This window comes from Terrabacter sp. 2TAF16, assembly GCF_052115065.1.
Lineage (GTDB): Bacteria > Actinomycetota > Actinomycetes > Actinomycetales > Dermatophilaceae > Terrabacter.
Genome location: NZ_JBFRFZ010000007.1, coordinates 65,660 through 91,408, shown reverse-complemented (window position 1 = coordinate 91,408; position 25,749 = coordinate 65,660). Strand labels below are relative to the sequence as shown.

Annotated in this window: 17 protein-coding genes and 1 riboswitch; of the genes, 12 read left to right on the top strand and 5 right to left on the bottom strand. The window is 72.3% G+C overall.

The genetic code is table 11. The features are described 5' to 3' along the window. Positions 1 to 35: 35 nt before the first annotated feature. On the top strand, positions 36 to 4,172 hold the full coding sequence (gene hrpA, locus AB4Z14_RS12445; RefSeq protein ID WP_442275453.1) for an ATP-dependent RNA helicase HrpA: 4,137 nt from the start codon (positions 36 to 38) through the stop codon (positions 4,170 to 4,172). A gap of 83 nt (positions 4,173 to 4,255) precedes the next feature. After that, a complete protein-coding gene (locus AB4Z14_RS12440; RefSeq protein WP_056776172.1) occupies positions 4,256 to 5,194 on the top strand; it encodes a proteasome assembly chaperone family protein in 939 nt (312 codons plus the stop codon). Between the two features lie 136 nt (positions 5,195 to 5,330). On the opposite strand, the gene AB4Z14_RS12435 is transcribed toward AB4Z14_RS12440, so the two are convergent. Beyond that, entirely contained in the window at positions 5,331 to 7,082 is a 1,752-nt protein-coding gene (locus tag AB4Z14_RS12435) for a DNA polymerase (RefSeq protein WP_442275452.1), read from the bottom strand. Next, positions 7,075 to 8,241 (bottom strand): MalY/PatB family protein, encoded by a 1,167-nt coding sequence (locus AB4Z14_RS12430; protein WP_442275451.1) that lies wholly within the window; start codon positions 8,239 to 8,241, stop codon positions 7,075 to 7,077. Before AB4Z14_RS12430 ends, AB4Z14_RS12435 begins: the two co-directional genes overlap by 8 nt. Positions 8,242 to 8,400: 159 nt before the next feature. On the opposite strand from AB4Z14_RS12430, the gene AB4Z14_RS12425 reads away from it, so the two are divergent. The 6 genes from AB4Z14_RS12425 to AB4Z14_RS12400 all read left to right on the top strand — a co-directional run bounded on the left by AB4Z14_RS12425 (position 8,401) and on the right by AB4Z14_RS12400 (position 15,755). Beyond that, on the top strand, positions 8,401 to 9,156 hold the full coding sequence (locus AB4Z14_RS12425; protein WP_442275450.1) for an EcsC family protein: 756 nt from the start codon (positions 8,401 to 8,403) through the stop codon (positions 9,154 to 9,156). A gap of 104 nt (positions 9,157 to 9,260) precedes the next feature. After that, positions 9,261 to 9,941, top strand: coding sequence for a YkvA family protein (locus AB4Z14_RS12420; protein WP_442275449.1), 681 nt, complete (start codon positions 9,261 to 9,263; stop codon positions 9,939 to 9,941). A 161-nt stretch (positions 9,942 to 10,102) separates the two neighbouring features. Beyond that, complete coding sequence (locus tag AB4Z14_RS12415; RefSeq protein WP_442275448.1) at positions 10,103 to 11,764, top strand: DUF4192 family protein; 1,662 nt, start codon at positions 10,103 to 10,105, stop codon at positions 11,762 to 11,764. A gap of 82 nt (positions 11,765 to 11,846) precedes the next feature. Then, positions 11,847 to 11,961, top strand: a riboswitch (SAM riboswitch). Between the two features lie 15 nt (positions 11,962 to 11,976). After that, complete coding sequence (gene metX / locus AB4Z14_RS12410) at positions 11,977 to 13,236, top strand: homoserine O-acetyltransferase MetX (protein ID WP_442275447.1); 1,260 nt, start codon at positions 11,977 to 11,979, stop codon at positions 13,234 to 13,236. Positions 13,237 to 13,400: 164 nt separating this feature from the next. Next, positions 13,401 to 13,799, top strand: a complete 399-nt coding sequence (locus tag AB4Z14_RS12405) for a universal stress protein (RefSeq protein ID WP_020144644.1) — start codon at positions 13,401 to 13,403, stop codon at positions 13,797 to 13,799. 318 nt (positions 13,800 to 14,117) lie between these two features. After that, positions 14,118 to 15,755: an RNA polymerase sigma factor gene (locus AB4Z14_RS12400; RefSeq protein WP_442275446.1), complete on the top strand. Its 1,638-nt coding sequence runs from the start codon at positions 14,118 to 14,120 to the stop codon at positions 15,753 to 15,755. Positions 15,756 to 15,862: 107 nt separating this feature from the next. Here AB4Z14_RS12400 and AB4Z14_RS12395 read toward each other — a convergent pair whose 3' ends face one another. Genes AB4Z14_RS12395 through AB4Z14_RS12385 form a run of 3 tightly spaced genes read right to left on the bottom strand, consistent with a single transcriptional unit; the run spans position 15,863 to position 20,482 of the window. Further along, a complete protein-coding gene (locus tag AB4Z14_RS12395) occupies positions 15,863 to 18,172 on the bottom strand; it encodes a transglutaminase family protein (protein WP_442275445.1) in 2,310 nt (769 codons plus the stop codon). Beyond that, on the bottom strand, positions 18,169 to 19,413 hold the full coding sequence (locus AB4Z14_RS12390; protein ID WP_442275444.1) for a DUF58 domain-containing protein: 1,245 nt from the start codon (positions 19,411 to 19,413) through the stop codon (positions 18,169 to 18,171). Before AB4Z14_RS12390 ends, AB4Z14_RS12395 begins: the two co-directional genes overlap by 4 nt. Positions 19,414 to 19,429: 16 nt before the next feature. After that, entirely contained in the window at positions 19,430 to 20,482 is a 1,053-nt protein-coding gene (locus tag AB4Z14_RS12385; protein WP_442275443.1) for an AAA family ATPase, read from the bottom strand. A gap of 495 nt (positions 20,483 to 20,977) precedes the next feature. Here AB4Z14_RS12385 and mraZ point away from each other — a divergent pair, with 495 nt between their 5' ends. The 4 genes from mraZ to AB4Z14_RS12365 all read left to right on the top strand — a co-directional run bounded on the left by mraZ (position 20,978) and on the right by AB4Z14_RS12365 (position 25,745). Further along, on the top strand, positions 20,978 to 21,409 hold the full coding sequence (gene mraZ / locus AB4Z14_RS12380; protein WP_442275442.1) for a division/cell wall cluster transcriptional repressor MraZ: 432 nt from the start codon (positions 20,978 to 20,980) through the stop codon (positions 21,407 to 21,409). Between the two features lie 364 nt (positions 21,410 to 21,773). Next, on the top strand, positions 21,774 to 22,784 hold the full coding sequence (gene rsmH, locus AB4Z14_RS12375) for a 16S rRNA (cytosine(1402)-N(4))-methyltransferase RsmH (protein WP_442275441.1): 1,011 nt from the start codon (positions 21,774 to 21,776) through the stop codon (positions 22,782 to 22,784). Next, on the top strand, positions 22,781 to 23,443 hold the full coding sequence (locus AB4Z14_RS12370) for a hypothetical protein (RefSeq protein WP_442275440.1): 663 nt from the start codon (positions 22,781 to 22,783) through the stop codon (positions 23,441 to 23,443). Before rsmH ends, AB4Z14_RS12370 begins: the two co-directional genes overlap by 4 nt. A gap of 514 nt (positions 23,444 to 23,957) precedes the next feature. Next, positions 23,958 to 25,745 carry a peptidoglycan D,D-transpeptidase FtsI family protein gene (locus AB4Z14_RS12365; RefSeq protein ID WP_442275439.1) on the top strand — a complete coding sequence of 596 codons (1,788 nt, stop codon included), beginning with the start codon at positions 23,958 to 23,960 and terminating at the stop codon, positions 25,743 to 25,745. Positions 25,746 to 25,749 lie beyond the last annotated feature (4 nt).

Genomic DNA, 25,749 nt, shown 5'->3' with positions numbered 1-25,749 from the left:
GGAGCCACCGCCGCCGCCCGCCTATCCTGTCGAGCATGTCCGACGAGCCTGCGAACGCACCCGCGCGCTCGCGGCCACCCCGTCGACGCGGGCGTCGACGTCCGGCGGGCGCCCAGCAGCCTCCGGCCCAGACACCCTCGGCCCCCGCCTCCTCGGCTTCCTCGGCCTCCCCGGCCTCCACCGAGCCACCGGCCTCCTCGGCTCCCTCGACGCCCGCGGCCGCCCGGGGCCGCTCGGACCGGCCGGCCCAGCGCGCCGGGGCCACGGAGCGTGACCGGCGCGACCACGGCCGCACCGCGACTGCGCGACGTCAGGGCGGTCGCACCCTGACGCCCGAGCAGCGGGAGGCCCGCCGCGCCGCCCGGGCGGCGACGGTTCCGCCCATCACCTATCCCGAGCACCTGCCCGTCGTCGAGCGTCGCGACGACATCGCGGCGGCGATCCGGGACCACCAGGTCGTCGTCATCGCCGGTGAGACGGGGTCGGGCAAGACGACCCAGATCCCGAAGATCTGCCTCGAGCTCGGTCGCGGCCTCGACGGCGTCATCGGGCACACCCAACCGCGTCGTATCGCGGCGCGCGCCGTCGCCGAGCGGCTCTCCGAGGAGCTCGCCGTCGACCTCGGCACCGCCATCGGCTACCAGGTGCGCTTCACCGACCAGAGCAGCCGAGACACCCTCGTCAAGGTCATGACCGACGGCATCCTGCTCGCCGAGATGCAGCGGGACCGCGAGCTGCGCCGCTACGACACGATCATCATCGACGAGGCCCACGAGCGCAGCCTCAACATCGACTTCATCCTCGGCTACCTCCGGCAGCTGCTGCCCCGGCGCCCCGACCTCAAGGTGATCATCACCTCGGCGACCATCGACCCCCAGCGCTTCGCCGAGCACTTCGCCGATCCGGCCACGGGCGAGCCTGCCCCGATCATCGAGGTCTCGGGCCGCACCTTCCCCGTCGAGATCCGCTACCGCCCGCTCGTCGACCCCGACCGCCCCGAGGCGGAGGAGCGCGACATGGTGACCGGCGTCTGCGAGGCGGTCGAGGAGCTGTGGACCGAGCGGCACGCAGGCACGAGCAGCGACATCCTCGTCTTCTTCTCCGGCGAGCGAGAGATCCGCGACGCCGCCGACGCGCTCAACGGCATGAAGCTGCCCGTCACCGAGATCGTCCCGCTCTACGGACGGCTCTCGGCCGCCGAGCAGCACCGCGTCTTCGCGCCGCACACCGGCCGCCGGATCGTGCTGGCCACCAACGTCGCCGAGACCTCGCTCACCGTCCCGGGCATCCGCTACGTCATCGACACCGGCACGGCGCGCATCAGCCGCTACAGCCAGCGCACCAAGGTCCAGCGCCTGCCCATCGAACCGGTCAGCCAGGCGTCGGCCAACCAGCGGTCGGGTCGCTGCGGACGCGTCTCCGACGGCATCGCGATCCGCCTCTACTCCGAGGACGACTACGACAGCCGCCCCGAGTTCACCGACCCCGAGATCCTGCGCACCAACCTCGCCTCGGTCATCCTCCAGATGACGAGCCTCGGGCTCGGCGACATCGCACGCTTCCCCTTCGTCGACCCGCCGGACAGCCGCCAGATCACCGACGGCGTCCGGCTCCTCGAGGAGCTCCAGGCCTTCGCCCCCGAGGACGACGAGCCCGCCCCGGCGCGGGGGAGGCGACGTCCGGGACGACGCCTGACGGCATACGGCCGCACCATCGCCACGCTGCCGATCGACCCGCGTCACGCGCGCATGGTCATCGAGGCCGACAAGCGCGGTGTCCTGCGCGAGGTGCTCGTCATCGTCGCGGCCCTGTCGATCCAGGACCCGCGCGAGCGACCGCAGGACAAGCAGGAGCTCGCCAACGCGTCGCACAAGCGCTTCGCCGACGAGACGAGCGACTTCGTCACGTGGCTCAACCTCTGGGCCTACCTCAAGGAGCAGCAGCACGAGCTGAGCAGCAGCGCCTTCCGGCGGATGTGCAAGGCAGAGTTCCTCCACTACCTGCGCATCCGCGAGTGGCAGGACCTCCACAGCCAGGTCAAGCAGGCCGCCAAGCAGGCCGGTCTCGACCTGGGCCGCGGGAGCACCCACGTGGCCCAGGGCGAGCTCGACGTCGACGCGATCCACCAGTCGCTGCTCGCCGGACTCCTCTCGCACGTCGGTGTCCGGGACGAGCAGAAGCGGGAGTATGCCGGGGCGCGCGGCACGCGCTTCGGCATCAGTCCCGGTTCGGCGCTCTTCCGCAAGCAACCCCAGTTCGTCATGGCCGAGGAGCTCGTCGAGACGAGCCGCCTGTGGGCGCGCGTCAATGCCCGCATCGACCCCGTGTGGGCCGAGCAGCTCGGCGAGCACCTCGTGAAGCGGCAGTACTCCGAGCCACGGTGGTCGGGCAAGCGTGGCTCCGCCGTCGCGACCGAGCGCGTCACGCTCTACGGCGTGCCGCTCGTCGTCGGCCGCGTCGCCGGCCTCGGCCGCATCGACCCCGAGCTCGCGCGCGACCTCTTCATCCGGCACGCCCTCGTCGAGGGCGACTGGCACACCGAGCACGCCTTCCTGCGCGAGAACGCCGCCCTCGTCGAACGCCTCGGCGAGCTCGAGGCCCGCACCCGGCGCCGCGACATCGTCGTCGACGACAGCACGTTGATCGCGTTCTACGACAAGCGGATTCCCGCCGACGTCGTCTCGGGACGTCACTTCGACACGTGGTGGAAGAAGGCACGGCGTCAGACGCCGGACCTGCTGACCTTCACCGAGGAGCTGCTCCTGCGCGAGAGTGCGGGCAGCATCGCCGACGAGGACCACCCGACGACCTGGACCCAGGGCGAGAACGTCCTGTCGGTGACCTACCAGTTCGAGCCGGGATCGGCACAGGACGGCGTGACCGTGCACATCCCGGTCGAGCGCCTCAACCAGGTGACACCCGACGGCTTCGACTGGCAGGTCCCGGGCTTCCGCGAGGAGCTCGTCACCGCGCTGATCCGCAGCCTTCCCAAGGGGATCCGCCGCAACCTCGTTCCGGCGCCCGACCACGCCCGCGCCGTCCTGCCCGAGCTCGACCCGATGTCGGGACCGCTCCTCGTCACGCTCGCGACCGTGCTTCGGCGCCGGGCGGGCGTCGCCGTCACCCCCGCGGACTTCGACGTCGAGCGCATCCCGCCGCATCTGCAGGTCACCTTCAGCGTCGACGGCGCCGACGGCCGACCCGTCGCCACCGGCAAGGACCTCGAGGCGGTCCGTGACATCGCTGCGCCGCAGCTGCGCCGGCAGGTCAGCCGCGCCGGCTCCGGACTCGAGCGCGCGGACCTCACGTCGTTCCCCGACGCAGGCGTGGCCGAGTCGTTCGAGAGCGCGCAGGGCGTCCACGGCTACCCGGCCCTCGTCGACACCGGCTCGGCCGTCGACCTCCGGGTGCTCCCGACGCGTGCTGAGGCCGACGCCGAGCACCGCCTCGGGGTCCGGCGACTCCTCCTGCTCGGCATCTCGCCGCCGTGGAAGCAGATCCTCGCCCGCCTGACGAACACCCAGAAGCTCGCGCTCGGCCACAACCCGCACGGCAGTGTCCCGGCCCTGCTCGACGACTGCCTCGCCGCGGCCATCGACGCGATCCGCGACGACGCCGTCACCGACAGGTCGGACCACACGGTGCGCACCCGCGAGGACTTCGAATGGGCCCTGTCGGCCGTGCGCACCCACACGACCGCCAAGGTCGTGCAGGTCGTCGGGCTCGTCGAGCCGATCCTCGCCAAGCACCTCGCCCTGACGAACCGGCTCGCCGAGCTCGACCGGTCGAGCAGCCCGGCCATCCGACCGATGCTCGCCGACGTCCGGGCCCAGCTGGGAGAGCTGGTGCGCCCCGGCTTCGTCGCCGACACCGGGCTGCGCCGTCTGCCCGACCTCGATCGCTACCTTCGGGGGATCACGCACCGCCTCGACAAGGCGCCGGCCAACCTGGCCCGCGACGCCCAGGCGCTCGAGCAGGTCGACCTCGTCGAGGGCCGGTACGCCGACCTGCTCGACACCCTGCGGCCCGCCCAGCGCGGCGCCGCCGACGTCGTCGACATCGGCTGGATGATCGAGGAGCTGCGGGTCTCGCTCTTCGCGCAGACGGTCGGGACGGCATACAGCGTCTCGCCGCAGCGCATCCTCAAGGCGATCGCCAAGGTGGACGCCTGACCGCTGCCGCGCCCGGACATGGGGAATCATGGGATGCAGGGGAGCGTTGCACGAAAGACCCCGTACGACGAAAGGCCAGACCCGTGCAGGACCCGACCGAGCTCTTCCAGTTCGAGAGCGACACCTCACCGAGCCAGCTCCAGCAGCTGCAGGCGTCGGTGCTCGTGGTCGCCCTCGGCGGATTCATCGACGCCGGCCACACCCAGCGACTCATGGCCGACCACATCCTCGAGACGCACGAGTCGCGCGTCATCGCCTCCTTCGACGTCGACCAGCTGCTGGACTACCGCGGCCGTCGGCCCGTCATGGTCTTCGACCGCGACCACTGGAGCAGCTATGACGACCCGAGCCTGCTGCTGCACCGCGTCGTCGACAAGGAGGGTGTGCCCTTCCTGCTCCTCGTCGGCCCCGAGCCCGACTACCAGTGGAACCGCATGGTCGAGGCGACCACGATGCTCGTCAAGGCGTTCGGCGTCGACCTCACCGTGAGCGTCCACGGCATCCCCATGGCCGTCCCGCACACCCGACCGCTCGGCGTGACCGCGCACGGCACCAACCCGCGCCTCGTGACCGGCAACGACCCGGCGTTCGGCACGGTCCAGGTGCCGGCGAGCTTCTCGTCGCTGCTCGAGCTGCGGCTCGGCGAGGCAGGGCTCGACGCCATCGGTTTCGCCGTCCACGTGCCGCACTACCTCGGTCAGAGCGAGTTCGCCGACGCGGCCGTGCTCGGCCTCGAGCGGGTGCGCGCTGCGACGGGGCTCGACCTCGACCTGCGCGAGCTCGCCGCGACCGCCGGGCTCAACCGGGCCGAGATCACCCGGCAGATGGAGGAGTCCGACGAGATCTCCGCTGTGGTGCACGCGCTCGAGCAGCAGTACGACACGTTCCTCGAGGGTCGCCAGCAGCGCAACCTGCTAGCCACCGACCTCTCGGACCTCCCGACGGCCGACGAGATCGGCGCCGAGTTCGAGGCGTTCCTCAAGGACGTCACCGACGAGGACCAGGGCGACGACCGCACCTGAGGCCTTCTGACGAAAGGCGGGTCCGACCACCTGGTCGGACCCGCCTTCGTGTCCCCTGCTCCCGTATGCCGTCGGCCGCCGCCGATGCCGCTCCCCCCGCGCCCCGCTCGCTCGTGTTCGGCTCGGCTGCCTCGGGTCAGGCCTTGGCTTCGCTCCAGCGGCGGACGATCGAGGTGTCGGCGACGAACCGGACCTCGTCGGTGCCGGCCCACGTGCGCGCCGCGCTCGTCAGCGTGCCTTCGACGGAGGCCGCCGCGGCCGCGGCGTGCTGCTCGGGCACGTGGACGAGCAGCTCGTCGTGCAGGCACAGCACGATCTGCCCGCCGAGCGGGCGCACCGCGCGGCGCACCGTCGCCGCCCACGCCTTGAAGAGCTCGGCCGCCGAGCCCTGGATGATCGCGTTGCGCGCGTAGCGGCCCCGCGCCCCGTCCGCGCCCGTCGCCGAGAACTCGGCGCTGCCGGACGGCTCGGGCGCGCCCGGCTCGAGCGCGGGCACCGGCACCCCGCCGAAGCGGATGAGCCGTCCACCCCACGTGCGCACCGGACGGCGGGCGACCCCGTCGGCGTAGGCCCGGTCGAGCAGGCTCATGGCCACGGGGTAGGCGCGCTCGAGGTCCTTGAGGGCCACGCCCGCCGCACCCGAGCGCTGTCCGTACATCGCTGCGAGCACGGCCACCTTGGCCCGGGGCCGGTCGGCGCCGAGCTTGGCGGCGACAGGTGCGTAGAGGTCGTCGGCGCGGGTGGCCTCGGCGAACGCCCGGTCGGCGCTGACGACGGCGAGGACGCGCGGCTCGATCTGGCCGAGGTCGGCGCGGACGAAGACGTGGCCCGGTGCCGCGCAGATCGCTGGACGCAGGGGTGCGGGGAGGTTGTGCAGACCATTCTGCGCGGTCATGCGCCCGGCCGCCCCGTCGCAGGCGGTCCAGCCGCCGCGGAGCCGGTCGTCGGCGCCGACGTGGTCGTCGAGCCAGCGGTAGCCGTAGGTCGTCGCGATCCGCTCGTCCTTGCGCCATCGGAGCAGCGCGTCGACGAGGGGATGGGTGTGCCGGTACGGCTCGAGCACCCAGGCGCGCGTGTTGGGCACGTCGACACCGACCGAGAGGAGCAGGTCGCGCACCTGGCCCGGGTTGCGCAGGTCGGTGCGCTCCCGGCCGGGCGCGTGACGGAGCACGACCGCGTCGCGCTCTGCCCTGATGCGTGCCGCGTCGGCGTCGTCGTCGGGTCGCGCCCCGGCGGACGCCGCGATGAGGTCCTCGGCGGCGGGCCGGTCGACGGGGAGCCCGTCGCGCTCGAGCTCGAGGCAGAGCACGGCCGCGGCGGACTCGGACCACACGGTGCGTTCGAGCCGGCCGACGTGGTCGCCGCCGAGGCGGGCGAGGGCCTCGCGCTGCGCGGTGCAGCAGTCGAGCGCCAGGACGGCCAGCTCGCGCAGGCGGGCGTCGTCGGTCGCCCACGCCAGAGCATCGGCGCGGAGGTGGCCGGCGGCGGTCAGCAGGGACACGTCCTCGCCGGCAGCGACGTCGAAGAGGTCGCCGTCGAAGCCGCTCAGCCGCGGCGCGCGTGGCGCGGGCACGTCGGCCTCGTCGAGCCCGCGGCACCCGGCCACGACATGACCGGGCGTCGCCCACCAGCCGCCGTGGACGATGCGGTGGGCCTCGGCGAGGTCCCACGTGCGGGAGACGTCGACACCGGCGCCGACGACGGGCCGCAGGGTCGAGGCGGCCGACCACACGACCCAGCGCGGACCGAGCCGCGTCGTCGTGTCGACGAACCGGCGCACCACGTCGCCGAGCGGCCACGCCTCGTCGACATCCGGCCCGACGGCATACGCCCCTCGGGGGCCGACCACGAGCGCGACGAGCGGTGGACCGGAAGCCTTGTCAGTCAAGGCAACCCGCGATCCGCTCGATGGCCTCGCGGAGGATGTCGGGGGAGGTCGCGTAGTTGAGCCTCGCGTGCCCCGCGCCGCCGGAGCCGAAGATCGGACCGGGGGAGAGCGCGACGCGGGCGCGGCGCAGCACCTCCCCGGTCGGGTCGTCGCCGAGGCCCAGCCCGGAGAGGTCGAGCCATGCGAGATAGGTCGCCTCCGGCACGACGAGACGGGCGCCGGGCAGCTGCGCTGCGACGAGCTCGGCGAGCAGCCGCCGGTTGGAGTCGAGCTCGCGGACGAGGCGGTGCACCCACTCGCGCCCCTCGCGGAAGGCAGCGGTCTGCGCGATGACACCCAGGTGGCTCGCGCCGAACGTGACCCAGGGGTGGAGCCGGCGCACGTCGTCGGCGGCGTCGGCCCCGGGGACGATGATCGCGGCCTTGAGCCCTGCGAGGTTCCACGCCTTGGAGGCCGACGTCACGGTGATGCCGCGCTCGGCACCCGCGACGGCGAGGTAGGGCGTGAAGGTGCTCGTCGGCAGCACGAGCGGACCGTGGATCTCGTCGGAGACGACCCGGACGCCGCGCTCGTCGGCGACCCGGGCGAGGGCCGCCAGCTCGTCGGGGGTGTGCACCGAGCCGGTCGGGTTGTGCGGGTTGGAGAGCAGGTATGCCGCGCGGTCGCCGTGAGCGGTCACCTCGGCGAAGACGTCGGCGAGGCGGTCGAGGTCGAGCCGGTGGTCCGGACCGAGCGGGGCCTCGACGACCCGTCGCCCGCACGCCTCGATGACCTCGTAGAAGGCGTTGTAGACGGGCGGGCTGACGACCACCGGGCCACCGGGGTCGGTGAGGAGCCCGAGCAGGTGGGTCACGCCGGTCAGCACGTCGGCGACGCGTGTCGTGCTGTCGTGGTCGAAGCCCCAGCCCCACTCGTCGGCGGCGAACGCGGCGATCTCGGCGGCATACTCCTGCGTCAGGGCGTAGCCCGTGTCGCCCCGGGCCACGGCGGCGCTCACGGCGTCCACGACCGCGGGGCACGGCGCGCAGTCCATCTCGGCGATCCACATCGGGATGACGTCGGGCCCGTAGCGTCCCCACTTGACCGACGTGCGGTCGCGCCGGAGGTCGGCCAGCGGGACGCCGAGGATCGTCGCGCCGTCTGCGTGCCTCTCACCCATGGGAGCGACCCTACGAGAGCGGGGCGTCGTCGTCTCCCGCGGTCCCCGGTCGGCTCGACTGGGTACGAGGGTGCCACGAGCGACCCGGGCGGCATACGGTGGCGTCGGCGGCGAATCGACAGCCGCCACACAGGGACGACGGACGAAGGGGTGGAGCCGGTGGGCATCTTGGGTTACGGCAGGGACGAGACCGTCGAGGCATCGGACGCGACCGCGGTGAAGCTGCGCACGGCGAAGGACGCCGGCGCGCTGGAGCGGGCTGCCCTGCCGGCCGAGGGAGGTCTCTCGGGAGCCGCGACCCGACTCGTCGAGCGTCTCCTCGACGTCGGGATCGACGGCAAGGGACCGTTCGACCCGGCCCACGAGGTCGCCGCCAACGCGCTCAAGCACGCCCGGGGAGACCGCGACCAGGCCCTGCGGATCATCGTGCGCGACCACCGGCAGCTCGGCGCGATCGGCGGCTTCGCCACCGGTCTGGGCGGCTTCTTCACGATGCCGCTCTCGCTGCCGGCCAACGTGCTCGAGTTCTACCTGCTGGCCACCCGCATGACGGCGGCGACGGCCAAGGTGCGCGGCTACGACATCGACCAGCCCGAGATCCGCTCCGCGATCCTGCTGACCCTCGCGGGCGCCGACAGCGACGACCTCCTCAAGAAGGCCGGTCTGCAGGCCGGCGGTGGGAAGCTGTCGTCCGTCGCGTTCGACCGGCTGCCCGCCCCGGCGCTCATGGTCCTCAACAAGGCGGTCGGTTTCCGCCTGCTCGGGCGCATCGGGCAGGGGACCTTCGCCCGGCTCGGGCGCCTCGTGCCCGTCGTCGGAGGCCTCATCGGCGCCGCGATCGACGTCTACATGCTGGGCCGCATCGGCAAGCAGGCGGCCAAGGAGTTCCCTCCCGTCGAGACCTTCGGTCGCTGAGCGACCGGCTGGGCAGGCCTCACCGTGAGGGACACGCAGATCACCGTTGCGCATCGCCGTCCGGGCCGGGGAATCGCACGCGTCACCCGTTCGTTGGGCCGGGCATGAAGCCCGCATCCCGGCTCAAGATGGCCGCGACCGTCGCGTCGGTCGTGCGCGCCTCGACGCGACCCGGCGCGCCCAGCCTGCCGGAGCGGCTGCAGGCCGTGCCGCGCCTCGTACGCGCCACCGTGGACGGGACGTATGCCGGCACGACCCTCAAGCGGCTCGGGCTCGTCGCAGGGGCGGTCGCCTACGTCGCCTCGCCCGTGGACCTGCTGCCCGAGGCGGTCCTACCGGTCATCGGCGCGGCCGACGACGCCGTCGTCATCTCCTGGGCGGTCAAGGCCTTCTTCGAGGAGACCGAGCGCTTCATCGCGTGGGAGGTCGGTCAGGGTCTGCACCGGCAGCGGCCCCGGCGTGGCTCTGCGAGCTGGGAGCCGGGTGGCGAGCGGGCGACCGAGGCGTCGCGCACGACGGTGCAGGGTGAGCCGATCGCGGTGCCGGGCGATCCGGCGACCGAGGCGTGGGCCGGAGGTGCCGAGGACGGACTGCGCCGCGACCGTGACAGCACCGGGGCTGCTGCACCCCGCCGCATCGTCAGCCGCGTCACGCGTGTCAGGGGCAGGTCCGCCAGCGGTGACCCCGGGCGGGGTCGGGACGACCGGGCGCGACTTCCGGAAGGGACACGCCAGGCCGCGACCGACTACGTCCTCGAGTCGGTGCGCAAGCGCCTCGAGCGCTGAGCCCAGCCCACTCGGCGACACGGCGTACTGCTGCGGCGTGCTGCGTGACGTGAACCCTGCCGCTGGGTCCGCGATCCACACCCCCTGACACGAAAGGCCCTCGGTCCACAGGAGCCGATCGGGGTCTGCCGGTCAACGGTGCGTGCCGCGAGGCTCGGGACATGCCGAAGATCTCACTGTCCGGGCCGGCCGAGCTGCTGACCATCATCCCCTTCCACCTGGGCTTCCAGCCGGAGCGCAGCGTCGTCGTGGTGTGCTTCCACGGCAAGCGGCTCGGGCTCGTCGCGCGGCTCGATCTCGTCGACGAGACCCTGGCCGCCGAGGCCGCCGCCCAGACGGTGCCGACCCTGCTCCAGGGTTCCCCGTCGTCGGTGGCCCTCGTGGGTTTCGAGCAGGTGCGCGACGAATCGCTGGCCCTGCTCGAGGCGCTCGCCACGGGCGTCGAGGACCACAGGGTCGTCGTCCGGGAGCGACTCGCGGTCCTCGAGGGGCGCTGGCGCTCGGTCGGGTGCGACTGCTGCCCCTCGGAGGGCTGGCTCCTCCCGGAGCAGGCGGACGTGCCGGCCGTGGCGAGCTACGTGGCGCTCGGGCACTCCGTCCTGGCGGACCGAGAGGGGCTGGCGAGGCTCGTCGAGCCGCTCGCCCCCACGGAGCCCCGGCACGACCTCGCTGCCGCCGCGATCGACGACTGGCAGCGCCGCTATGTCGCAGCCGGTGGCTCCCTCAGCAGGACGCCGGCCCGGGCGAGCCGGACGGACCGGAAGCCCGACCGGGGTCGGCGCCGTCGACCGGCGGGACGGGGGCGCCGACCCGGCGCGGCGCTCGGGGTCCTCGACGGCGGCGACCCGACGGCCCGCCAGTTCCTCGTCCACGACTCCCTCGTGGCCTGGGGAGGGGTGCTGCACGGCGAGATCGAGGGGTACGGCGTCGAGCACTGGCTCCCGTCCCTCGTCGGTCCGCTGCGTGACCCGCGCTTCCATGACGCCCTGCTGGCCTGGCTCTGCCCCGGGATGGCCTCGGCCGACTTCCTGTCCGACGACCTCGCAGCCCTCCTCGGGGTGCTGCTCGGTCCTGACCTCCGGCTCGCCCCGGCCGCGGGCGATCACGAGACGGCCGCCGTCCCGACACCCGACGGCGCCGAGCCCGGTCGCTCCCCGGGATCGCGCGCGGACCCGGGCGACCCCGACACTTCGGAGGGGTCGGGGACGGCCGTGCAGGAGCGCCTCGAGGAGGGCGACTCCGATGCGCTCCGAGCGCTGTTGCAGCTGCTGGCTGCGGGGCCGCCGTCGTCGGACCGGCACGACGACGACACGGACGAGGAGCACACCGACGTCGAAGACGACCACGAGGACGACCACGAGGACGACTACGAGGACGATGGCGAGCCGCCGCGCGACGTCTTCGAGGCACGACGGGTGCTGGACGAGCTGGACGCCGTGGGGACCCTGGCGGCGCTCGAGGCGTCGGTTGACCGGGACGCACCGCGCTCGCGCGACCTTCGGGCCGGCCTCGCCGCAGCGCCCGACGCGCCTCCCGAGTCGTGGCTCGGAGACGGCAACGACCCGAGCGGCTGGGAGGAGTGGGACGAGGCTGCGACGCCACGACTCGTCCTGTCCCGCCTCGAGCAGGTCTGCCGACTGACGCCGGCGGATCATGCGGTTCCCGTCCTGTCGCTCTTCGCCTCGATGGCGTGGTGGTGCGGCGACGGTGCGCGGGCCGGGGTCGCGGTCGACCGTGCGCTCGAGCTGGAGCCCGATGACGGGCTGGGGCGGCTGTTGCGACACGCCCTCGACGTCGGACTCCGGCCCCGGGAGTGCGCCTGAGCGTCTCCGGCGGCGGCGCCGTCCGTCCATGTCGTGGAACGGCGCGCGGCCTCTCCGTGAGGCCTCGCGTATGGTTGGAGCAGGTCATGAGTACCAGCGACAAGCCCCGGCTCGCTGGTCGGCAACCCTCCTTCGCGGTGGGGTGCCCCGGGTGAAGACCTGGCCGCCCCGTCCCCGGGTGCGTGCAAGCGCGAGGACCGAGGAGTACCCCGATGACCGTCACCCACCGGACGCAGAGCACCCGCCGCCGGGCGCGGCCCGGGACCGCTGGCACCGGCCAGACCGGCGACTCGGCGACGAGGGACCGTGCGGCGACGAGCCACGTCGACCCGACGGCACCGGAGCCCCGCCGGCCCGACGGCGCCTGGCGTGACGGCGACCCGGTCGGCCGGCGGCAGTTCGCCCACGTCGGTGACATCGAGCTCGAGCGCGGGGGAGTGCTGCCCGACGTTCGCATCGCCTACGAGACGTGGGGCCGGCTCAACGAGGCTGGCGACAACGTCATCCTCGTCGAGCACGCACTGACCGGCGACAGCCACGTCATCGGTGAGGCCGGCGACGGACACGCCTCGCCCGGCTGGTGGAACGCCCTCATCGGGCCCGACGGACCCGTTGACCCCGAGCGGTGGTTCGTCATCGCGTCCAACGTCCTCGGCGGGTGCCAGGGCAGCACCGGCCCCGCGAGCCCTGCGCCCGACGGTCGTCCCTGGGGCAGCCGTTTCCCCTACGTCACGGTCCGCGACCAGGTCGCCGTCGAGCGACGCCTCCTCGACGGGCTCGGCATCCGCCGCCTGGCGGCCGTCGTCGGCGGCTCGATGGGCGGGATGCGTGCGGTGGAGTGGGCCGCGACGCACCCCGACGACGTCGACCGCTGCATCGTGCTCGCGTCGACGGCGTACGCGACCGCCGACCAGATCGCCTGGTGCCAGCCGCAGCTGTTGGCGATCCGCAACGACCCCGACTTCGCGGGCGGCGACTACTACGAGGGCCACACGCGTCCCGACACCGGCCTGGGCCTGGCCCGCCGCATCGCCCACATCACGTACCGCACCGAGACCGAGCTCGGCACCCGCTTCGGGCGCGAGCCCCAGCTCGGCGAGGACCCGTTGCGCGCCGGCGACCGCGGTCGCTTCGCCGTCGAGTCCTACCTCGACCACCACGCGGGCAAGCTGGCCCGGCGCTTCGACGCCAACTCCTACGTCGTGCTGACCGAGGCGATGAACTCGCACGACGTCGGGCGCGACCGCGGGGGGCTCGAGGCCGCCCTCGAGCGCGTCCGCGCCGAGTGCACCATCGTCTCGGTCGACACCGACCGCCTCTACCCGCCCCGGCTCTCCGACGAGCTGCACGCCGCCCTGCCGGGGTCCCGTCGCGCACACATCACCTCGGAGTTCGGGCACGACGGCTTCCTCATCGAGGAGGACCAAGTGGGTCGCATCGTCCGAGACGCGCTCGAACGGCCGCGCGACTGAACCCATCTGCGCGCCGGGCCGGTTCGCCGACAGCCGGCGCTGTGGCACGCTCGTCGTCCGCGTCGCCGACGCCGCGGTGAGACTTCGCCCGGGACGCGCCGGACGCCTCGTAATCGGGTACGGTGCGAGCACTGGTTGTTTCCGTCCCAAGGAGGTCCGGGAAAGTGGCCATCGTCGTTGGTTATGTCGCCACCAAGGAAGGTCGCGCGGCGCTCAAGCGAGCCGCCGAGGAGTGCGTCCTGCGTGGAGCGAAGCTCGTCGTCATCAGCTCCCACCGGGGCGGCAAGGACTTCGACGCGAACGAGGCCAGCCAGTTCGAGAGCGAGCTCGCCCGGGTGCAGACGCTCCTCGAGGAGAAGGGCCTGGAGCACGAGGTGCGCCAGCTCGTCCGGGGCAACGACCCCGCCGAGGACCTCATCTCCGTCGCCGAGGAGGAGAAGGCCGACTTCATCGTCATCGGCCTGCGTCGCCGCAGCCCGGTCGGCAAGCTGATCCTCGGGTCCAACGCGCAGCGCATCCTGCTCGACGCGAGCTGCCCGGTGCTCGCGGTCAAGGGCGACTGAGCCCTCTCCGGCACGTCGTCCGGCCCGGTTCGTGCGGGCCGGACGCCCGTTCGCGGCACGCGGGTTGGACGCGCGTTCGCTCGGAGGGCGTACGCCGTTTTATAATGTCCGAGTACCGGATCGCACGAGGCGCACCGAGAGCTCGAAACAGGGATCGACTCCGACAGGCCAAGCTCTTCCGGCACCAACCCCCATTCTCGTTCGTTGTGATGGTGCATGCCCGGATTCGGGTCGACCATCCGACGAGACCTGCGACGAAAGGCGACTGCATCCGTGCCTAAGGCAACAACCGCTGGAGCTCCCAAAACCCTGCCGAAGGTGTTCCAGCACGAGGCGATCATGCAGCTCCTGGTCAAGGGCAGCAGCAGCGGCACCATCACCGGGACGGAGATCGCGCGCGCCCAGGTCGATGCAGGACTCGACCTCAAGCAGATGAAGCCGGTCCTCACGACCCTCGAGGCCCACGACATCGAGATCGTCGTCGACGCGCCGCACTCCAGCACGACGAAGAAGACCCGTACAGGGACCAAGGGAGGCACTGTGGCCACCGCACGCAGCACCACCGCCGCGGCGACGAAGTCCGCGACGCGGACGACGACCGCGACGACGAAGACCGCCGCCAAGAAGGCGACGGCCAAGGCGGCGCCGACCCGTGCCGCCGCAACCACCGACGACGAGGCGGCCACCGCCCCCAAGGCGGCCGCGGCCCGCACGGCCAAGAAGGCTGCCACGAACGCCGGTGTCGCCAAGGCGGCCGCGAAGCCCGCTGCCAAGAAGACCGCCACCCGCAAGACCGCCGCGAAGAAGGCCACGACGTCGGCCGACGGCACCGTCGTCGCCGGTGACGACGCCGAGCCCGAGGATGCGCCGGTCGGCGAGCTGGAGGAGGTCGTCGTCGAGCCCGTCGACGTGGACGACGACGCCGATGACGGTGACGAAGCCACCCCCGCAGCCGCCGCGAAGACCGAGGAGACCGAGGAGTCCGGCTTCGTCATCCGTGATGACGACGAGGACGACGCACCGGCCCAGCAGGTCGTCACCGCCGGCGCCACGGCCGACCCGGTCAAGGACTACCTCAAGCAGATCGGCAAGGTCGCCCTCCTCAACGCCGAGCAGGAGGTCGAGCTCGCGAAGCGCATCGAGGCCGGACTGTTCGCCGAGGAGAAGCTCAACTCCGGCGACAAGATCGACATGAAGCTCAAGCGTGAGCTGTGGTGGATCGCCCAGGACGGGAAGAAGGCCAAGAACCACCTGCTCGAGGCCAACCTGCGACTCGTCGTCTCGCTCGCCAAGCGCTACACCGGCCGCGGCATGCTCTTCCTCGACCTCATCCAGGAGGGCAACCTCGGCCTCATCCGTGCGGTCGAGAAGTTCGACTACACCAAGGGCTACAAGTTCTCGACCTACGCGACGTGGTGGATCCGCCAGGCGATCACCCGCGCCATGGCCGACCAGGCGCGCACCATCCGCATCCCGGTGCACATGGTCGAGGTCATCAACAAGCTCGCCCGCGTGCAGCGTCAGATGCTCCAGGACCTGGGCCGCGAGCCCACCCCGGAGGAGCTCGCCAAGGAGCTCGACATGACGCCCGAGAAGGTCGTCGAGGTCCAGAAGTACGGCCGCGAGCCCATCTCCCTGCACACGCCCCTGGGTGAGGACGGCGACAGCGAGTTCGGTGACCTCATCGAGGACTCCGAGGCCGTCGTCCCGGCCGATGCGGTCAGCTTCACGCTCCTGCAGGAGCAGCTGCACTCGGTGCTCGACACGCTGTCCGAGCGGGAAGCCGGCGTCGTCTCGATGCGCTTCGGCCTGACCGACGGCCAGCCGAAGACGCTCGACGAGATCGGCAAGGTCTACGGCGTCACGCGCGAGCGCATCCGCCAGATCGAGTCCAAGACGATGAGCAAGCTGCGTCACCCGAGCCGCAGCCAGGTGCTGCGCGACTACCTCGACTGATGACGCGCCGCGCCGGGCCGCCCGGACACCGAAGGAGCCCACGACACGTCGTCGTGGGCTCCTTCGCGTCTGCGGTGTCTCGTTGTCTGCGTGTGCCGGGTCTGGGCTCAGCGGCGCCGGGGGAGCAGGCGGTCCGGGAGGGAGCGCCAGAACGACACACCAGCCTCGGGCCAGAAGAAGGACCGTGCCCGGGTCTGCCAGGCCCGGGTGCGGCCGACCTGACGCCGGATCGACCGGATGTCGTGGTGCAGCCGGAAGGCCTCCTGCGGTGTCGTGCGCTCGGGCCGGTCGTAGCGGGACTTCTCGAGGGTCGCCGTGACCCGTCGCATGGCGGTGGCGTTCTCCTCGTCGAGGTGCCCGTCGGTGACGTAGCGTTCGCGCAGCTGGCGCAGGGTGACGCCCTCGGGCGCACTGAGCCCCAGGTCGCCGAAGTGCGAGGTGAGGTCGTCCCACTCGGCCTCGATGAGGTCCTGCTGGGTCACGGCGGCTCGTCGGCGACGCAGCCGGAGCAGCCAGGCCGTGATCGGCATCGCGAACGCCGCGAGCAGGCCGAGCACCAGCGCGAGGGCGAGCACGACGTTGCGCACGGTGAAGACGTGCCCGACGGAGTCGAGGAACGTCTCCTCCTTCTGCACGGGGGCCGCCGTTGCCGGGGTGGTCGAGCTGGTGGCCGAGGCCGTGCCGCTCGCGGTGTTCGTCTCGCTGACCTCGCGCCCACCACCCGTCGGGCCGGAGCCTGCGCCGAGGACGGCGTACGGTGGCGGCGAGCCGGCACGGGCACCCGGGGTCGGCTCGAAACGCAGCCAGCCGTAGCCCTGGAAGTAGAGCTCGGGCCACGCGTGGGCGTCGCTCGCGCGAACGATGTAGCGCTCGCCCGAGAGCTGGCCCGGGAGGAAGCCGATCGCCATGCGGGCCGGGATCCCCTGGGCCCGGGCGAGCATGATCATGGCCGTCGCGAACTGCACGCAGTAGCCGCGTCGGGTCTGGTAGAAGTTCTGGATCGGTTCGAGCAGGCGCCCCTGGCTGTCGCGGAGCTGCTCGCCGAGGTCGAGGGAGTAGGTGTAGCGGCTCGGGTCGCGCAGGTGGTCCTGGATCGCGATCGCCTTGTCGAGCGGGTTGTCCGCGCCGCGGGTGACCTGGTCGGACCACTGCTGGATCAGGTCACGCGAGCGGTCCGGGATGGTGAGGTCGTCGTCGGTGATGTCCGGCGAGTCCGGGGCTCCCGACTGGCGCAGCTCCGGCGGTGAGGGCGCGAGGTCGGCATACGTCACCCGGTAGCTGCTCACCGCACGGTCGACGCGGACGTCGCGCGTGATGGGGTCGAACCTCCACGGCGTGCCCTCCATCGCGACCGCGACGACGGGGTAGGGCGCTGCGATGCGGGGCGCGGCGAGGGTGTTGTCCGTCACGGTGATGACGTAGTCGCGTCGTTTGTCCGGTGGCGGCAGGGGAGACGGGTTGTCGGGACGATCGCCGGTGGTGCCGGCGACGCTCCACTGCCCGCGGGAGTAGTACGAGGTCGCGAGCACCCGCAGGGGAGACCGCGTGAAGGCCGTCGTCGTGTAGGTCAGGACGGGCGACTGGTCCTGGTTGTTGAGGCTGCGCGAGAGGTCGAGCGTGTCGTTGAACCCGACGGAGCCCTCACCGGCGCCGCCGCCCGACCGGCCGAGCCCCTCGGTGAGGTAGCGCGGTGGGAAGTGCGGGATGACGGCCGGCACGAGGAGGGCGACGACGACCCCGACGGCGCCGAGCTTGAGCGCCCCCGCCGTGAACGAGCGCAGGGCGTCGCGGTCGTGGGCTGCCTCGTCGATCTCGCTCTCGTCGGCCGCGCTGGCCGTGCCCCAGCGCCCGAACTGGGCCCGGGCGGTCGTGTGCAGCATGACGAGCCAGAGCACGACGGGCACGACGAAGAAGCGCAGCGCGAGGGCGGCGTCGCCGTTGGCCGCCGTGATGAGGTATGCCGTCAGCAGTGGCAGTCCGGCGGCGGCCGGGCTGCGCCACGTGGCGGCCATGGCGTCGACCGCGATGGCGACGAGCGCGACGGCGACGACGAGGCAGAACGTCAGCCCGTCGTTGAGCGGCGCGGGGGCCGAGTAGCGGTTGATCGTCTCGAGGGCCTGCAGCCCCAGGGAGTTGGCCGCCTCGAGGGTGGCGGGTGTCGGCACGAACAGGGCGAAGGACTCACCCGTGTAGCGGGCGAGGATGACGTAGGCCGTCACGACCACCTGGAGGAGGACGACGAGTCCGCGCGAGCGGGTGAGGCCACGGGCGACGAGGCCGAGGCCGGCGACGAGGGCGATGACGAAGGCCGCCTGCGGCAGCCACGTGGTCTCGACGAAGAGGCTCGTGATGGGGTAGACCGCGGCCAGGGTGGCGAGGGCGGCCAGGATGGTGATCCTCCAGCGACGGCGGGTCATCGGCTGCCTCCCACGGTGGCGGCCGTCAGGACGGCCCAGACGTGCGCGACGTCCTCGTCGCGCTGGACCGAGACGGCACGCCACCCGCCGAGACGCAACGTGTCGACGTGCGGCTCGGCCTCCTCGGCATCGGTCGTGCCGAAGCTGCGGGCGTCGAGGACGAGCGCCAGGCCGGTGGTGCCCGGCTGGCGCAGGCTCGCCACCCGGGAGGTGATGTCGCGCCCCTGCGGTCCGACGAGGGCCACGAGGAAGCCGCCGGCAGCGGCGAGGGCCTGCCCGGCGCGCAGGATCTCGTCCTCGCCCGCGTCGTCGCGCGGCGTCGCCACGGCGAGCACGTCGAGGATCTCCTCGGGCATCATGGTCTCGGCCGCGCGGGAGGTCTCGACCGTCTCGGCGCAGACGAGGTGGACGGCATACCCCGAGTCGCACAGGTGCACGGCGATGGACGCGGCCGCGGTGATGGCCCACTCGAACGAGCTGCTCACTCCCGTGCCCCCGTGCGCGGAGGGCCGCGGGTCGATGAGCACGACGGCGCGGCGCTGCGCGGGGCGGTCCTCCTGTCGCACCATGAGGTCGCCGGTGCGGGCGGTCGCGGGCCAGTGGATGCGGCGCAGGTCGTCGCCGTCGCGGTACTCGCGGATCGTGACGTCGTCCTCGCCGTGCAGAGCGATGAGGTGGGCCTGCTCGCCCTCGGAGCCGACGCCCGCGCTCGGCTGGCGGTTCGACGACAGCGGGTGCACGGCCGGCAGCACGACGAGGTCGGCGGTGCCCTCGAGCACCGCGTTGCGGTTGGCGAGGCCGAACGGGTCCTGCACCTGGACCCCAAGGGGCCCGAGGTGGTGGCGTCCACGCAGGTGGGAGCGCACGGCGTAGTCGATGGCACGGACGCGGCCCGGCGGGATCCGGCCGACGACGAAGCGCGGCCGGTCGCCGAGGACGTAGTCGAGCCGCTCCTCGGCGAGGAAGATCGGCGTCGTGTTCGTCGAGACGTTCTCGAAGGACAGCGTGACGTGTGCGTCCTGACCGACGCTGATGCGCTCGGGGTGGCTGTGCCGCTCGATGCGCATCCGCGTCTTGCGGGTGCGCACGAGCACGGCGGAGATGAGGGGGAGCGCGACGAGGAGCACCCCGAAGCGGGTCAGGTCGCGGAAGCCGAAGATGACCCCGGCCAGGACGAGGACCGCGCCCGAGCCCATGAAGGCCCGGCCCCTCGTCGTCAGGACGCTGCGCAGCGAGCGCATGGGCGCGTGCCCCCGCTCAGCGCGCTGCGGGCGGCACCGGCACCTGGCGCAGCAGGTCGGTGACCACCTCGGCGGTGGTCCGGCGGGCGAGCTGGGTCTCGCTCGACGGCATGAGCCGGTGGGCGAGGACCGGCCCCGCGAGCACCTGGACGTCGTCGGGGATCACGTGGTCGCGACCCTCGAGCGCGGCAAAGGCGCGGGACGCGCGCAGCAGGTGCAGGGCGGCACGCGGTGACGCTCCGAGCCGCAGCGCGGTCGTCGACCGGGACCGGGTCACGAGGTCGACGATGTACTGGCGGATGGCGGGACTCGCGTGGACCTGGCTGACGGCGTGCACGACGCGGTTGATCGTCTCGGCGTCGGTCACGGGGGTCAGGGCGTCGAGCGGTGAGCTCGAGCCGTGCGTCTCGAGCAGGTCGAGCTCGGCGCTGGGTGCCGGGTAGCCCATCGAGATCCGGGCCATGAAGCGGTCGCGCTGGGCCTCGGGGAGGGGGTAGGTGCCCTCCATCTCGATGGGGTTCTGGGTCGCCATGACGATGAACGGGGCCTGCAGGGTGTAGGTCGTCCCGTCGACCGTGACCTGGCGCTCCTCCATCGACTCGAGCAGGGCCGACTGCGTCTTCGGGGACGCGCGGTTGATCTCGTCGCCGACGACGACGTTGGCGAAGATGGCGCCCGGCCGGAACTCGAAGCGGCGGGCGTCCTGGTTGAAGATGCTGACGCCCGTGACGTCGCTGGGCAGCAGGTCGGGGGTGAACTGGATGCGGCGCACCGTCGCGTCGATCGACCGGGCCAGCGTCTTGGCGAGCATCGTCTTGCCGACGCCGGGCACGTCCTCGATGAGCAGGTGACCACCGGCGAAGAGGACCGTCACGGTCGTGCGGACGACGTCAGGCTTGCCCTCGATGACGCTCGTCATGGCGCCCATGAGCCGCTCCGCCACGTCGTGGATGAGGTCGAGGTCGGCCGCGCCCGTGGTCGCGGTCGCGCCTGCGCCCGCGCCCGGTGATGCCGTGGTCCCGAGCCCCGTGTCCGTCGTCGTCACACTGTCCTCCGTCGTCGTCCCCATGTCGTGGCGCAGCGCTGCTCGTGGCGGGCTGCGCAACCCGTCAGGTGATCTTCTCCCATGGACCCTCGACACCGGTAGGGCTGCCCCGGTCGTGACCGGATGGAGACCTAGGTCGTGGGCACGTGGTCGACGCCCCCGGGAGCGCGCCCGGGACCACCTCCACTTTCCTCCACCTCGAACGTCCGGTGTGGCCGTTCGGTTCGGTTTGGTGCGGGTGCTGGTGGGGCCGAACCCACTGCTGAGCACGATCCGCAGGGCGCGGGCATGGGCCGGTTGCCCGGGCGGGCGTCGCCGTCACCGCCGGGGGGTCTTCGGGCGAGTGGTGGTGCCCCAACTGCTCCACTTCACTCCACGCCGTCTGACCTGCGAAAACGCGGGACTCGCCGGGCCAAAAAGGGTCAAAGTTCGTTGACGGTGGAGCAAAGTGGAGTATCGTGGGGCTTCAAGGTTAGGAATGGGGACGCCTTCGGGTCGACAAAGGGGAGGTGGCGGACCATGTTTCTCGGGACGCACACGCCCCGGCTCGACGAGAAGGGTCGGCTCTTCCTGCCCGCGAAGTACCGCGAGCGGATGGCCGGCGGGCTCGTCGTCACGCGCGGCCAGGAACGCAGCCTGTTCATCTACCCGATGGACGAGTTCGTCAAGGTCGCCGACCAGATGCGCCAGGCCCCCACGACGAGCAAGGTCGCCCGCGACTACATGCGCGTCTTCCTCTCCGGCGCGTCCGACGAGATCCCCGACAAGCAGGGCCGGTTCACGATCCCGGCCAACCTGCGCCAGTACGCCGGCCTCGACCGCGAGGTCACGGTCATCGGTGCCGGCGCGCGCCTCGAGGTCTGGGACAGCGCGGTCTGGAACGCCTACCTCGAGCAGACCGAGCAGAGCTTCGCCGACACGGCGCAGGAGGTGATCCCCGGACTCTTCTGAGTCCGGACGACCACCTCCGACGACGACCGCCACGACATCACCCACGCCACCGACCAGCACCTGAGCGCCGGCCTCCAGCCGCTCCACACCCGGGACGACTTCCCCCGTCCCGGGCGAGGCAGCGGATGGGGACCAGCCCCCAGGTCGACGGGCACCCGCAGAGCAGCACCGACAGCACCACCTCCCGACCGGCACGCGACCAGCTCCCTCCACCTGTTCGCTGCCACTCCGGCCGACCGGCCACCACCACCACATCACCCCACGGCGGATCCCTATCCGCAGTGAGGTCACACCAGTCACACCAGCCCCGTGCATCACAGACGCACCACAGGGCCCAGCAGCACGAGCGTGAGAGGGACGCACCATGAGCGATCGAGGACCGGCGCAGGAGCGTCACGTCCCCGTCATGCGCGACCGGATCCTCGAGCTGCTCGCCCCCGCGCTGCAGCGGCCAGGGGCGGTGCACATCGACGGCACCCTCGGCATGGGTGGCCACGCCGAGGGAGTCCTCGAGCGCTTCCCCGACTGCACCGTGGTCGGCATCGACCGCGACCGTGAGGCGCTGGCTCTCGCGGGCGAGCGACTCGCCCGGTTCGGCGACCGCTTCCGCCCGGTCCACGCCGTCTACGACGACATCAAGGACGTCGTCGGCGACCTCGACGTGTCCGCGGTCGACGGCATCCTCTTCGACCTCGGCGTCAGCTCGCTCCAGCTCGACGAGGCCGACCGGGGCTTCGCCTACCGGGTCGACGCGCCACTCGACATGCGGATGGACCAGTCCACGGGGCAGACCGCCGCCGACGTGCTCAACACCTACTCCGTCGAGGACCTCACCCGCATCCTGCGCGACTACGGCGAGGAGCGCTACGCGCGCAAGATCGCCAAGGCCGTGGTGCAGGACCGCGCGATCGAGCCGTACACCTCGTCCGGTCGCCTCGTCGACATGCTGCGTCGCGTCATCCCCGCCGCCTCGCAGCGACAGAGCGGCCACCCGGCCAAGCGCACCTTCCAGGCCCTGCGGATCGAGGTCAACGACGAGCTCGAGGTCTGGCGACGCGCCATCGACGAGGCCATCGACGTCCTCGCCGTCGGCGGCCGGATCGCGGTCCTGTCCTACCACTCGCTCGAGGACCGGGCGACGAAGCGGGCCTTCGCCGCCGGCGCCACGTCCAGCACCCCCGCAGGTCTGCCGGTCGAGCTCGCCGAGCACGCGGCATACCTCTCCCTCGTCACTCGAGGCGCGGAGGCGCCCGGCGATGACGAGGTCACCACGAACCCGCGGGCCGCATCGGCCCGACTTCGCGTCGCCGAGCGCGTGCGCGACACCTCCACGCACACCTCAGCCAGCAGGACCAGGAAGGGACCCACCCGATGAGCCAGATGACCGCCACGGCCCGACCGCTCCGCGCGCCGCGGCGCGGCCCAGCCCCCACGCCGCTCCGGGTCATCCCGAGCAGCATCACGCACACCGGCAACGGCGCGTTCGTGACGATCTGCATCGGGCTGCTCACGGCCGGGCTCATCGCCCTGCTCCTCCTCAACACGGCACTCGCCCAGGGCTCGCTGGCGGTCGGCGACCTGCAACGCGAGTCGGCACGCCTCAGCGACACGGCCGGCAACCTCCAGGAGGACATCGACCGGGCCTCTGCCACGGGCGCGCTCGCCCGCAGCGCCGCCGAGATCGGCATGGTGCGGATGAACACCCGCGGCTACATCGACCTCTCCACGGGCACCGTGTCGGGCGAGCCTGAGCCGGCGACGAAGAACAACGCCTTCCCGATCGTCACGAGCCCGACTCCGCCCGCCGTGACGGCCAAGGTCAAGAAGGTCCTGTCCTCCGCGACGAAGGCCAGCAAGGCGGCCTCGGCCACGCCGGCCACGCCGTCCCAGGCCGCCACGCCGACGACGCCGGGTGCCAAGCTGGAGACCCCCGCAGCACCCACACTGGGCACGACGCCCGGAGCGTCCGGTCAGGCCACGGGCGCGACCGGGGCGGGCCAGGCAGGGCAGGCCCAGCAGACGACGGTGAGGTGATCCCGTGACGCAGAACCGAGCGACCGATCCACGACGGACCGGTCGCGGTGCTGCGCCCGCAGGGGACACCCGTCGCGCCTCCTCCGCGACGGGCACGGCCCGCGTCGGCCAGGCGCGCGCGAGCCAGGGCCGGCCCGCCCAGGGTCGGTTCGGCCAGGGGCGCGCGGCCCAGCCGGGCTCCGTCCGGAAGAGCGGTCCAGCCAGCCCCCCGGGCCAGAAGCCGGGCCAGAAGCCGGGCTCGTCCGCCGGAGCGCGCGCGAGCACGTCGGTGCGCGCGGCCCCGGCGGGGCGGGGCGCGGCGCCGCCTCGCAGCCGCAGCGGCAGCCCGTCCGGCAGCGCCCGAGCCACCACGCGGACGAGCGCTCCCCGGACCCAGACGGCCTCGAGCCGGGGTCGTGGGCCCGCAGCTCAGCGTGCGGCGGCTCTTCGGGGACCCCGGGGCCCCCGCGGACCGCGCGGGCCCCGTCGCCCGCTCAAGATCTCGCGCGCCAACCCGCGCCGTCGGGCGCGCGTCATGTTCGTCGCCATCCTCTTCGTCTTCACGATCTTCGCCGGGCAGCTGCTGCGCATCCAGGCCTTCGACGCGTCGGCCACCCAGGAGGCCGCGCTGTTCAAGAGGTCGGTCAAGACGACGACGCCGGCCATGCGTGGCCAGATCCTCGACACGAACGGACAGGTCCTCGCGGACTCCGTCGAGCGCTTCACCATCGCCGCGGACCCCAAGATCATCCCCCTCTACACGGTGAAGATCGACGGCGTGCGGCAGGAGGTCGGGGTCACCCGCGCCGCTGCCGACCTCGCGCCGCTGCTCGGCATGACGCCGTCGGCTCTGACGAAGCTCTTCACGCGCTCGAACACCCGCTACGTCGTGGTGAAGAAGGAGGTCAACCCCGCGATCTACCGTGAGATCCGGGCGCTGGGCATCCCCGGCATCACGGGTGAGCGCACGGCCCAGCGGATCTACCCGACCTCCATGGCGCTCGGCCAGCTCGTCGGCTTCGTGCGCCCCTCCGACCAGAGCGGTGCGGGCGGCATCGAGCAGATGCTCGACACGGCGCTCAAGGGTACTCCCGGTGTCAGCGTCGCCGAGCGGGCCCGGGACGGCTACATCATCCCGGGATCGCAGCGGGTCGACACCCCCGTCGCCAACGGGCGTGACGTCAAGCTGACGATCGACGCCGACCTCCAGTGGTACGCCCAGAACGCCCTCGCCAAGCAGGTGACCGCCGTCGGGGCCGAGTCCGGCACCGCGGTCGTCCTCGAGGTGGCCACGGGCAAGGTGCGCGCCGCCGCGAGCTACCCGACGTTCGACCCCAACGACCTCGGCGACGCCTCGAAGTCCTCGCTCGGCAACTACGCCTTCAACGACGCGTTCGAGCCCGGATCGACCGGCAAGCTCATGACGATGGCTGCCGCCCTCGAGCAGGGCGTCATCACGCCCGACACCGGGGTCATCGTGCCCCCGCGCCTGCCCCGGGCCGGCACCTCCTTCAAGGACAACGAGCCGCACGGCGTCGAGAACATGACGGCCACGGGCGTGCTCGCGAAGTCGTCCAACATGGGCACCATGCTCATCGGCGAGCGCGTCTCGCCGACCATCATGGAGGCGTACTACCGCAAGTTCGGCATCGGCTCGAAGACCCCCGTCGGCTTCCCCGGGGAGTCGGCGGGCCTGCTCGCCGGCGCCAAGGACTGGGTCTCGACGCGGCGCTACACGATCCTCTTCGGCCAGGGCTACGCCGTCACGGCGATCCAGCAGGCCGGCGTCTTCCAGACGATCGCCAACAAGGGTGTCCGAGTGCCGCCGTCGCTCGTCGAGGGCACCGTCAACGACAGCGGCACCCTCATCCCGTCGACACCGACGCCGCCGAGCCGCGTCGTGACCGAGGACACCGCGGTGAAGCTGTCGCGGATGATGGAGGAGGTCACCGGCGAGAACGGCACCGCGAGCGCGGCCCGCATCAAGGGCTACCGCGTGGCCGGCAAGACCGGCACGGCCGACCGCTACGACGAGAAGCTGGGCCGCTACAACGGCTTCACCGCCTCGTTCATCGGGTTCGCGCCGGCCGAGGCGCCGAAGTACGTCGTGGCCGTCTTCATCCAGAAGCCCAGCGCCGGCATGTTCGGTGGCGCGCTGGCCGGACCGGTCTTCAACCAGGTCATGTCCTACCTGCTCGAGCGCACCGGTGCCCCGCCCAGCCCCACGTCGACCCTCGACTACCACGTCTGGGCCGACAAGCCCCTGTCGTCCGACGACCCCGAGGTCATCAGCAATGCGCGGGCGAAGCGGGATGGCCTGTAAGTTG